The 12,046-nt window shown below is 36.1% G+C and carries 10 protein-coding genes; all 10 read right to left on the bottom strand.

The window, feature by feature from the left end:
- Positions 1 to 14: 14 nt before the first annotated feature.
- The 10 genes from rpmH to radA all read right to left on the bottom strand — a co-directional run bounded on the left by rpmH (position 15) and on the right by radA (position 12,045).
- Positions 15 to 149 carry a 50S ribosomal protein L34 gene (gene rpmH, locus STRPS_RS05550; protein WP_000831903.1) on the bottom strand — a complete coding sequence of 45 codons (135 nt, stop codon included), beginning with the start codon at positions 147 to 149 and terminating at the stop codon, positions 15 to 17.
- Positions 150 to 1,497: 1,348 nt separating this feature from the next.
- Positions 1,498 to 2,457 (bottom strand): RNA-binding cell elongation regulator Jag/EloR, encoded by a 960-nt coding sequence (gene jag / locus STRPS_RS05545; protein ID WP_007892561.1) that lies wholly within the window; start codon positions 2,455 to 2,457, stop codon positions 1,498 to 1,500.
- Between the two features lie 15 nt (positions 2,458 to 2,472).
- On the bottom strand, positions 2,473 to 3,285 hold the full coding sequence (locus STRPS_RS05540) for a YidC/Oxa1 family membrane protein insertase (protein ID WP_007892348.1): 813 nt from the start codon (positions 3,283 to 3,285) through the stop codon (positions 2,473 to 2,475).
- Positions 3,269 to 3,628, bottom strand: a complete 360-nt coding sequence (gene rnpA / locus STRPS_RS05535; RefSeq protein WP_007892570.1) for a ribonuclease P protein component — start codon at positions 3,626 to 3,628, stop codon at positions 3,269 to 3,271. Before rnpA ends, STRPS_RS05540 begins: the two co-directional genes overlap by 17 nt.
- A gap of 839 nt (positions 3,629 to 4,467) precedes the next feature.
- A complete protein-coding gene (locus tag STRPS_RS05530; protein ID WP_007892591.1) occupies positions 4,468 to 5,205 on the bottom strand; it encodes a response regulator transcription factor in 738 nt (245 codons plus the stop codon).
- 1 nt (position 5,206) lies between these two features.
- Positions 5,207 to 6,514 carry a sensor histidine kinase gene (locus STRPS_RS05525; RefSeq protein WP_007892267.1) on the bottom strand — a complete coding sequence of 436 codons (1,308 nt, stop codon included), beginning with the start codon at positions 6,512 to 6,514 and terminating at the stop codon, positions 5,207 to 5,209.
- Positions 6,514 to 7,860, bottom strand: a complete 1,347-nt coding sequence (locus STRPS_RS05520; RefSeq protein ID WP_007892385.1) for a GHKL domain-containing protein — start codon at positions 7,858 to 7,860, stop codon at positions 6,514 to 6,516. The genes STRPS_RS05525 and STRPS_RS05520 overlap by 1 nt, the downstream gene beginning before the upstream one ends.
- A gap of 360 nt (positions 7,861 to 8,220) precedes the next feature.
- Complete coding sequence (gene gltX / locus STRPS_RS05515; protein WP_007892565.1) at positions 8,221 to 9,666, bottom strand: glutamate--tRNA ligase; 1,446 nt, start codon at positions 9,664 to 9,666, stop codon at positions 8,221 to 8,223.
- Positions 9,667 to 10,052: 386 nt separating this feature from the next.
- Complete coding sequence (locus STRPS_RS05510) at positions 10,053 to 10,550, bottom strand: beta-class carbonic anhydrase (protein ID WP_007892534.1); 498 nt, start codon at positions 10,548 to 10,550, stop codon at positions 10,053 to 10,055.
- A 121-nt stretch (positions 10,551 to 10,671) separates the two neighbouring features.
- Positions 10,672 to 12,045: a DNA repair protein RadA gene (radA, locus tag STRPS_RS05505; protein ID WP_007892244.1), complete on the bottom strand. Its 1,374-nt coding sequence runs from the start codon at positions 12,043 to 12,045 to the stop codon at positions 10,672 to 10,674.
- Position 12,046: the final 1 nt, after the last annotated feature.

Raw genomic sequence — 12,046 nt, 5'->3', positions numbered from 1 at the left:
TAGTGTATTCGCAATTATGCAGATAATACTTTACGCCCTTTACGACGACGGCTAGCTAGCACGCGACGTCCGTTTTTTGTTGACATACGGTGACGGAATCCGTGTTTACGTTGACGACGGATTTTACTTGGTTGATAAGTACGTTTCACAGTGAATACCTCCTCATAGATTTTCGTATTCGTTTAGCCGGCTATTGTGATATCAGTTACTAAACATACCTTAATATTCTATTATATATCCTCCCCCTTGTCAAGGTTTATTTCCTATTGGTATGTGTCTTAATTTTTGAGATTAGTTGACATCAAGTCAATTTAAGACACTTAAACTTAATCCAAAAAAGCAAAAATCACGAAATTTCTAGCTTTTTTGAGATTAAATAGTCCATTTACTTAATATCTCCACCTTTCTTCTCTCTTCTTAATTGCTGGAATCAGACCATGAGGTGACTGATTTACAAGATGTCCTGCTCCTAACCTACTTCCTTGGTCTCGTCTATATTTTTCGCCACTCACTGAAAAATAAACCGTCAAGTTGTTCGAAATAGTCCAAGACACTCATTTGAGACATGAATCTTGCTCCTCATAATAAGGAGAACATTCCCTATGCTACATTTAGACTCTTTTATGGTTGATGGTTAAGCTACGATTGTTAAGTTTAAAAAGCATGTGATGGTAGCCATAATTTTCTCTGTGGCATGTTATAAATCTCTTGAATTAGTTCCTTTATCTCTTTGCTCTTATTTCCTTGAAGCAGTCACTTCCTTAATAACTATAGTTAGAAGGTGATCACTAAAGGAGTTCAAGCAGAATTTTTAGGACAAACTGACCGATTGATCCATCAAAAGCCTATTTAAGGGCAAGCAGAGACCTATAGGGTAGCACTACCGTTACCTACCATGTCAGTACAGACTGATAACCCTTTGGTTATAGAGAATTTAAGATTAACTATGGAGGCTAGTTCAACTTATTCAGAGCGACTGGGAGTCACTACAACACTATACATCACAATTTGATATTATAGGGATCCATGTCACTAGTAGGTAAATGTATGACTAACATTCCGATTGAGAATTTTTTGGTCATTTGAAAACAGGGGGGGTTAGGGCCTCAAAACTTACAAGGCATTTGAAAGCTCATCGTTGATGATAATGATTATATCTCTTTTTACAAGCATCAATACTATCAAGAAAAGCATAACAGCCCTGCACTCCTTGAAGTGAGGAACAAGGCACTTGCTTAATTTAAGAATCCAGATGACAGGGAATAGGGTCCTTGTTAGACCTTAGTTTTTTATCTACCCACTACACTTGAAAAAGAACTCCAAAAAGAGTCAGGGACAAAAAGATAGTAATTTTTGAGATTCCCTGCCATTAATTTTTCCAATTGATAAATGAAAACCAAAAAGCGAACAAAACTCGTTTTCTGATACTCAGAATACTGTCTTGTTCACTTTTTATATTTGAGCTTAAACTTTTATCCCAGTCTCCTAGCCACAGATTTAGCTTTCAAGACTAACAACCACATAACGATTAGGGTCATTTCCTTCGGAAAAACTTTCCACGCCCTCAATGTTAGCAATTGTTTTATGAACTATTTTACGCTCGCTATTACTCATCGGATCCATGGTGTAGTTTTCTCGACTTTCAAGTACACGACTAGCTACTTTCTGAGTAAAATCAATCAAGGTTTCAGTACGATGCTCAACATAATCATGAACATTCAAGGCAACTGAAAAATTCCTTGAATAGCGATCATGTAAAAAGTTTTGCGCTAACAGTTGTAAAGATTTTAAAACTTTACCATGATAACCAATCACACGACCAGCTTCTTGTGTATCTATTTTTAGGTTAATTTGACGTCTTGTATAACTCTTTTCAATTGTCGCCTCAATATCCATTTCATAGATAATTTTAGTCACATAGTCAGTGACTTCTTCTGTTGCTTTTTCAATATCCTTACTAGTAGTGTCTTCTGAGAAGTCACTTTTAACAAAGGTATCAAAGGAAGTATCTTCTTGGCTATGCTTTGCTTCAGCTGTGTCTTCGGTCTCTGAAATCTCTGTTGAAACTGAGGTCTCGTGTGAATTGTCGTCCGTTTTAACACTTTGAGCTTGATCTGCTAAGTCTCTGTCAGTTTTTGAACTTTGTAAAGAGACTGTTTTTTCATCTCCAGTTGGACTAGTTGTGATTTCTTTAGCTGATTGATCTGGATTAACGACTGGTGCATTTTGACGATTAATGTCATCGGGCACCCCACGAACAGCCTTTTTGTCAGCTTTATAAACGGTTTTCTCGTTTATCCCTTCAACATCGACCTGCGCGAGCTTTTTGCCAATTCCTAAAAATCCCTTTTTCTCCTTAGAGATGACACGAATATGCGCCTTTAAGCGTGGAATTTGCAGGTCTTTTAAGCCTGCCTCAATCGCTTCTTCAACTGTTTTACCTGTATATAAGGCCATAAAAAATACTCCCTATTATTTTCTTTGTTTTAATGCTTTTTTGCGAGCCCGTCTCTCCCTAAGGCGGCGTTCTTTGGCTTCTTCTGCTTGACGGTCTCTTTCTGCGATGATTTTAAATGGATTATTCAGTAAGAGTAACTGAAAAACTTGGAAGGCATTTGAAATTACCCAATAAAGCACAACTCCACTAGCCAGTTTAAATCCCATAAAAAAAATCATCAAGGGCATCATATAGGTCATGACTGTCATAACCATATTTTTTTCTTTAGCCGCAAGGTTGGTTAGCCAACTTGATAAAAAAGTAAAAAGTGCTGCCAGAATTGGTAAAATATAGAGGTGGTCATGCTGCGCGAGCTCTGTCCATAAAAAAGTACCTGTCTTAAGAAAGGGAACTCTTGTTAATGCTTGGAAGAGGGCAATCATAATAGGCATCTGTATAATAAGTGGAAATAGACTGGCATACGGGTTAACACCATTACTCTTATAGAGGGCCTGTGTCTCATCTGCCAATGCCATACGACTTTCGCTATCTTTCCCTGGATATTTAGCTTGGATTTTTTTAAGTTCAGGCTGTAAATCTTGCATTTTTTGACTTGATTTAATTTGAATATTAAATAAAGGCATAAGCAAGAGACGAATCAGGAGAGTAAAGAGAATAATTCCTAAACCAATAGACCCATTAAAAGACAACCACTGAACAGACTTGGCAAAAAAATAGACCAACTGATCCCAGCCACTTGCGGAATGAGCAGAAATATCATTTCTCCCACAGGCAACGAGTAAGGTTGCCAAAGGAAGCAACCCTGCTATTTTAATTTTCTTTTTCACTTTCAAAACCTTCCTCGAGTAATTTTGCTAGTTTTAAGACGTGTTTTAAATTTTGCCTTAAAGCTTGGTAATCCAATTCTTCAACACCTCTCCTTGCAACCACGACAAAATCATCTTCTTTAAGATAATCCTTAAATTCCATAAGGATATGTCGAATTTTTCGCTTGATTGCGTTTCGAGTCACCGCATTGCCAAGGCGTTTGCTGACCGAAATGCCCACCCTAAAGTGGTCTTGTTTTTTTTCTAAAAAATGGATAACGAATTTTCGGTTTGCTGTGCTTTTCCCTCCACCAAAGATGGCTTGAAAATCTTTCTCACGCTTGACACGATAGGATTTTTTCAAAATGTAACTCCAATTATCTAAATTAGTATCATTATACCATAAAAAATAAAAAAGCCTCAACTCTATTCATTTCAGGGATAAAAGTGCTTCCAGAGCTTTTCAGATAAGGCGATAATCTCATTTTTATTTCCCTATTAGTTACTAAAGCAGGCTTCATCGTAAGAAACCTTTTTCGCCATTTCTTCTTAATAACTAATATCTAAATAGAAATAAAGCCCTGAATTTACTTTCATAGGTTTAATCAGAATCTGCTTTAAAAGAGCAGGCTTTTGGGAAACGTTTAGAGACAACCTTCTAATAGTATTTACCTATCTTAGATTTTACCCAAGTTAAACATAGCAGACCCTCTCAGTTTTACCTTAAAACCTTGTATATTTATCCCCAAATTTCACAAAAAGAAAAAACGTTCCCTTATTGTGAAATGGCATAACAGGAGTGCTCAGTCAGTCACAAAATGATTGCATCTCTCACTGATAAAGGGACCCCTACTAAAAAGCCACGACTATAATTGATAAGCATGTAAAGGGATTTACTGTCTAATTGATCTGAAATAGGGCTGATAAGAAAAGAAAAAGCCTAGAATAATCTAGGCTTCACTGATAAAATCAGTTTCATATCCAAACAAAGACAAATTCTAATCGTAACCATCAGTAAAGCTAAATCAAAAATACTATTTGTTTTTATGGAGAGAGAAAACAATATTTTGATTGAATTGGGGAATAACTTTCTGATTTAAAACGACCTCAGTCTTTATCTATAAGATTATTATAAATAAAAATACAGGTTTTTCAGTTATTTTTCCTAAAATGTCGAAAATTTGTCCTAAAATGTTAACTTTTTTAGTTAAATGATTCCCATTTTTCGATTAAATGCTTTATTTTCAAACGCGAAACTAGGCAGGAATCCCCATTTTCAAAATAGACCAATTGATGAGATTTGTCTATTCGCACTACATTTTCCAAATTCACTAAAAATGAACGATGACAAAGAAATAGTTTGGGGGCAACTTCTTGAAGTTCTGCTAAATTACCATAAAATTCTAAACGTTCTGTCTGAGTCCAAAGGCAGACTTTATGGGGAGTTGTCGAGGTGGCAAAATATAAAATATCTTTATAGGGTAACCGAAGACGAGTTTGAGGCGTTTCAAATAAAAATACTTCTTCTGTCTCATGGTTTGACATCATCTGTCTTGTATAGAGGATACATTCTTGAATTTGTTCTTTAAATTGGGCATTGTCAACAGCTTTATCAATAAAATCAAGTGCTGAAACCTTATATTTGAATGAAATAGGTGCAAATTCAGAGTGGGTCGTAACGAACACAATAACAGCATTAGAATCTAACATCCGAATCTCCGCTGCTAATTCTAATCCCCTTTTTGTTTCGCCTTTGATATCAATATCTAAGAAAAAAAGTTGATGCTCTCCACGTTCATGAATACTATCTAGGAGCTTTTGTGGATTAGAAAAAACCTCCATATAAGATTTCGCGATCTTCTGCTCTTTTAAAATCTCTTCAATAACAGACTCTATCCGGCCCTGTTGGATATAGTCGTCTTCTAATATAAAAATATTCATTTTAATCATCCATTTCTAAACATTGCCTTAAGCGGTAATGGTCACTTTTTGAAGAAAAAACAACTTTGGGATAGCCAGCTAGTATATCAGAAAGAAAGGCTGAACTTTCTGACATTTCGTCCACCTGTTTTCTATTGTCATCAAATAATTGGCTAATGTCAACTCTCTTTATTTTTGTGCTATTCTCAATAATGAAAAACTGCTTCTTACCTTGATGGAAATAGGCAACTGAAATAAAAGGCCTTCTACCACCTTTTGCCGTCATAATAGCATGATCAAATAGTTTTGATAAAATTGGTACTAAATCTAATATTTCAATGTAATTTTCACTTATAGTATCAGGAACTTCGAGATAGACATCAATTTCTTGTTGCTTTGCTTCAAGTAATTTTGCATTAATCAACGATTTAATAACAGCTTCTTTGATATTTCCTAAAGAGTTCAAATCTGGACCTAAACTTTCCATAGCTGTACCTGATTCTCTGACAATATTATGATAAACATAAGAAATATCATCAAGATTGCCACGATCAATACTGTCTTTTAAACTAATCATGATATTTTCAGCATCATGTTTTATGATTCGAATATCACGATAAAGTTGTTCAATATGATTATTGTAATTTTCTAAATAATGAGCTCTTTCTTTTTCTGCTTGCTTAATATCAGATTGCAATTGATCTTTAGCAAAACGATCAAGTTTTATAACGACAGTCATCATGAGGGCTAGATAGATAAAAATGAAGAAAGTGCGGTACTTTAGAAAATAAGATTGGTAAGGTGTATGAAAATTGACAAAAAAATGAATAGTTAAATAGTAAGCTATCATCAGTGTATTCATACCGATCAACCAGTTTTTTAATTTACTATGAGAAATAAACCTTATCAAGTTAAAATTAAATCCGAATATAAAATTAAAAAGATTGGCTACAGGAAGAATTAATAGATAAGAGAGCTCTAGCAGCGTGAAATTAGAAGTAATCTTTTCTACGGTAAAACCGGTCACAATGGGCAAAATAATACCCGATATTACTCGAAAGACAACTTCTACCAACATAACTGAAAAAAAGCCATAGAAAATATGTTCTGACCATTTCTTACTTGGGTAAAATAAACGACTAACAATTACTAACAAGATAGGATCTACGACAATAAAACTAGCTGTTAAAAAGTTTAAACTTAAAAAAATGACAAAAATTCCAGCGATTTTATCTAAAGATAATGAGATACTAGTGCATTTTTGAAAAATAAACCAATCTGCCATAAATACAATAGAACAAAACAGAATAACTTGCAAATTGTTCCCCATTAGATTCCGCCTTCTTTTGAAATTGTTATCAGCTGTTGAAAAGTATAATCTTTACTTTGAGTGCTTAGGCTTAGATTGGAGTATTTTTGCACTATATCTAAAACATTTGCTAAACCAATCCCTCGCCCCTGGCCTTTTGTTGAAACCCCTTCTTTAAAAATACGATTAATATTAACTTGTTTTTCCAGACATGAGTTCATAACAACCACAATCTGCTTTTCCTCTGATTTAAAATAAGCAATAGTGATCGTTCTAGCCGCTGATTCGATGGCAGCTTCAATAGCATTATCACAAAAAATAGAGATAAGAAGCAAGAGATCAAAACGAGAAATATAAGTATTATCTATCTGATCCGGAACTTCCAGATTGACTGTTATGCCCAATTTCTCAGCTTTTACAATTTTTGCAGATAATAAACTCTTAATAGAAGGCATCCTTATATTGCTTAATTTTGAAATATTATAATGCTTATCATCCCAGTATTCCTTAGACTCTGTAACCGTTGACTCATAAACATTTCGAATTAAGGGAATATCTTCTGCTTCAATAGCTTTCCCTAAAATAGCTAGTTTATTAAAATAAGTGTCTTTAAAAACTGTAATTTCTTTATACAGCTTTTCCAAATGATTACCGTAATGCACTAAATTTTCGATGTAATTTTCTTTTTCCCTTCTCAATGCTTTTTCCAAATGTAACTTAGATAAGCGGTTAAAATAAGCTAGTAAAAATAAAAAAATAATCGAAAATGTTAAATAAAAGATTTGATAGGATCGAGGGACGCTATTTGGATAAAGGTAGAACAAAAATGGGTCTTCGAAACCTAAAATGAGAAAAACATCAATGTAATAAGCAAAAATAAAAATCAGCATAATTGTAACAAATCGCTTGGCATCTTCAGAATACTCATTTTCATATATCTTTTTATAATCCTTACCAATCAAATACGAAAACAGTTGGAGACTCGGAAAGAGTAAGAGGTAAGCTAATAAATTAATCCATAGGTGATCCGTCTCTCGGACATGAATCTGAAAAAGATAAGGAATCAAACAGGAGGCTAAAAAACGCGATACCAAATCTACAAAAACACTAGGAGCCAATGCGAGGTATAGGGTTCGACAGCTAAGTACACGGTGCTTATGTATAACTAAGATTATCCAAAAGAGCAGAGGGTCAATCAAAAGCGGAGCTAGTATAGGCATTTGATTAAAGAATAAAGCCACTGCGGTAATCAACATTTTTTTCCAAAAAGGGAGTTTTAAATCTGAAAAGAAACTCAGAACACTAATTTCAGAAAAATAAAACACTATAATCGATAATTGAAATCCTAATAACTGAATGGGCGTCATCAAACTTCCTTTCTTCGTGTTTTATATAACTCATATATTCTAACACATAAAGTTCTCAAGAATTATGCCTTTTTTATTACAAATCTTTCAAAAACAGGTATTAGTTTTAGTAACGGCTTCTAGCATTGACAATTAGCTTGTTTAGAAAGCTCTGTTTCAATATTTCCAGACCATGAGAAACCCGAAATTATTCCTTCAATATTGCCTTGCCAAAAATGATGAGACTAAGTTTTCCATACCCTACAATAGTATTCCAGCTAATCCTCTAGCCTTGAAGACAAGAAAAGAGAAGACCTGCTTGGTCCTCTCTAAGCCTTCACATAGTAGATGTTACAAAGAGTCAAAAACTCTTATTTAAATTTAAAGCATATTGTTGATATGTTCAATTGATTTTTCACGCCCTAGAAGGTAAATGGTATTTGGCAATTCTGGACCATGCATTTCTCCTGAAACAGCAATACGAATTGGCATGAAAAGGTTTTTCCCTTTAATACCGGTTTCTTTTTGAACAGCTTTAATCTGTGGAAAAATATTTTCCGGTTGGAATTCTTCGTCTGACATAGCCTCTAGTTTTTCTTTAAAGGCTTTCAAGACTGTTGGTACTGTTTCACCAGCCATCACTTCCTTTTCGGCCTCTGTTAAGTCAGGAAAATCACTAAAGAAGAGATCTGTTAAAGGCACTATTTCATCAGCCGATCTCAATTGTGGTTGATAAAGTTGCACTAATTTTTCAGCTTTATCCGTTAGACGACCAGCAGCTTCTAAGAAGGGCTTACAAAGGTCAAAGACTTTGGCAGAATCAGCTTTTTTCAGATAATCATTACTCATCCAATCCATTTTCTTTTGATCAAAGGCAGCAGGTGATTTGCTAAGGCGATTTTCATCAAAAAGATCAATTAATTGCTGACGTGAGAAAATCTCATCTTCTCCACCAGGATTCCAACCCAAAAGCGCAATAAAATTAAAGACAGCCTCAGGCATGTAGCCTTTTTTACGATAATCTTCGATAAATTGAAGAGTGTCAGTATCACGTTTAGATAATTTTTTCCCCGTTTCAGCATTAATAATCAAGGTCATATGACCAAATACTGGCGCTTCCCAACCTAATGCTTCATAAACCATTAATTGTTTTGGAGTGTTAGCAATATGGTCATCACCACGGATAACATGTGAAATTTGCATGTCATGGTCGTCAACAACAACAGCAAAGTTATAAGTTGGGTAACCATCTTTTTTCTGAATAACCCAATCGCCTCCGATATTAGCACCTTCAAACTCAATATCTCCTTTAACCATGTCGGTCCATTTGTAGATACCTGACTCATTGACTTTTAAGCGAACTGTTGGGATAATGCCTTGAGCTTCGCGGTCTGCGATATAGGCTAATTTTTCCTCTTCCGACATGCCAATAAACTCGTTAATGTATCGAGGCGTTTCGCCAGCTGCCTCTTGTCGTTCACGTTCTGCAGCTAACTCTTCTTCTGTGACATAAGATTTATAGGCTAAGCCTTTTTCCAAAAGAATATCAATATATTTCTGATAGAGTTCCAGACGTTCTGACTGACGGTAATTTGCATGGGTTTCAGGACTCTCATCCCAATCAATCCCTAACCATTTAAGGTTCTCAAGCTGGGAGCGCTCTCCATCTGCGACGTGACGTTTACGGTCAGTATCTTCAATACGAATGATAAAAGTGCCCCCGTGATGACGGGCATATAGGTAGTTAAAGAGCGCTGTGCGGGCATTACCAATGTGTAATAACCCCGTTGGACTTGGTGCATAACGCACACGAATTGGTTTAGACATTCTATTTCTCCTCTTTTTTTCTGTTAGACATCATTAGAGTCAGTTAAAAACAAGCAACACTAAAGTTGAGCTTGTTCTCTGATGTCATTTACTAATGAATAATTCAAATCACATCTATTATAGCACATTTTATAGGCCTGAGGAAAGAAAATCAGCCTTATTCAGTCTGATTAAGAGGGGATTGTAAAACAATTCTTCTTAATCTTCGTCAGTCCTTATATTTTTTTGCGGGAGTAAGAAGAATCGTTACAAGTTAAAGCAAGGAGCTTACTCCAAATAACAAGGTGAGCCTAATCATTTATTAATAGTCTCTGCATAATCTCTAATTGACATCACGATCACTCTATTAAAAAGAGAGAAAACCTTAGTCTCTCTCCTAACTCCTATTATTTAAAAACTTGCGTCATTTTACCGGTATCAACATCATAAACTGCGCCATTGATATCAACATCATCTGGAATCAGTGGAGATGCTTGCAAAATAGCCATATCTTCTCGGACGGATTCTACAACATCTTGAAAAGGTAAGAAATCATGATCTGATACATCTACGCCAAGCTTTTCCTGGATATGGTCCGCAAAGCTTTGGTTAGTAAAAGTCTGAGCACCACAGTCCGTATGGTGTAACACCACAATTTCACGCGTCCCCATTTGTTGTTGTGAAATAACCAGCGATCGTATCATATCATCTGTCACACGACCACCAGCGTTTCTCAAAATATGGGCATCACCAAGTGCTAATCCCAAAGCTTGGGCAACGTGTAAGCGAGAATCCATACAGGTCACGATGGCAACACGCGTCTTAGGCTTAAGCGGTAGATGAGCTGTCCCATGAAGATCAACATAGGCACTATTAGCTAACATAAAACTTTTAAAATATGACATACTTGCTCCTCAGTAGATGTAAGGGTAAATTACCAGTTTGTGACATCATATCATTTTGGGGTTAAAAACTCTAAGCATTTAACCTGAATCAATTCTCTTTGACGAGTCATTGCTGACATCGTTACTTGGTATTTTTAGTAAAGACAGCTTTAAGAACCTCACCTACAGTTGATAGACCAACAACTTCTATATTTTGAGAGATATCTAACCCTTGTAAGGCGTTTTTAGGGGCATAAATCTTGGTGAAGCCAAGCTTAGCTGCCTCATTAATCCTTTGTTCAATGCGGGTCACCCGTCTAATCTCACCCGTCAAACCAATTTCTCCTAGAAAGGCTTCTTGAGGGTTGGTTGGCAACTCCTTATAACTTGAAGCAATGGCAACTGCAACAGCCAAGTCAATAGCGGGCTCATCTAATTTGACACCTCCAGCGGCCTTCAGATAGGCATCCTGATTCTGTAACAGCAAACCACAGCGTTTTTCCAAAACGGCCATAATTAAACTAACTCGATTGAAATCTAGCCCTGTCGTTGTTCTTCGGGCATTACCAAAAACAGTTGGCGTGACTAAAGATTGGACCTCGGCTAAAATTGGCCGACTCCCTTCCATGGTAACAACGATAGCTGAGCCTGTGGCCCCATCTAAGCGTTCCTCTAGGAAAACTTGACTGGGATTAGTAACTTCAACCAGACCACCTGATTGCATTTCAAAAATACCAATTTCATTAGTTGATCCAAAACGATTTTTAACAGCTCGCAAAATCCTAAAGGTATGATGACGTTCCCCTTCAAAATAAAGAACTGTGTCCACCATATGCTCCAGCATTCTTGGACCCGCTATGGTTCCTTCTTTAGTAACATGTCCAACTATAAAGGTCGCAATATTATTAGTCTTAGCTAATTGCATGAGTTCCGCTGTTACTTCTCTTACCTGACTAACTGATCCTTGGACACCTGAACTATCCGGACTCATAATGGTTTGAATAGAATCAATAATCAGAAAATTAGGTTGAATTTTCTCAATCTCAATTCTAATTTCTTGCATATTGGTCTCGGCGTAGAGATAAAATTCATTATCAATCTCACCTAGACGTTCACTACGCAACTTAATTTGTTCTGCTGATTCTTCCCCAGAAACGTATAAAACAGTTCCTTTATTGGCCAACTGGGTCGAAACTTGCAAGAGTAAGGTTGATTTACCAATCCCAGGATCTCCTCCTATCAGGATAAGACTGCCAGGAACGACACCTCCGCCAAGAACTCGATTAAATTCATCCATGTTGGTCTGAGTACGGGAATAATTGAGGTTATCAACGTCTTTTAGTTTCACCGGGCGACTTTTTTCACCCGTTAGGCTAACACGCGCATTTTTAAGTTCTTGGACTTCAACTTCCTCCACAAATGAAGACCAGGCTGAGCAGTTGGGACAACGCCCTAAATATTTAGGAGAGTGATACCCACATTCCTGACAAACAAATGTTGCTTTTTTCTTAGCCATA

Source organism: Streptococcus pseudoporcinus LQ 940-04 (assembly GCF_000188035.1).
Taxonomy (GTDB): Bacteria; Bacillota; Bacilli; order Lactobacillales; family Streptococcaceae; genus Streptococcus; species Streptococcus pseudoporcinus.
Note: the sequence above shows the minus strand (reverse complement) of the source record. Positions and strands in the feature narration are given on the sequence as shown.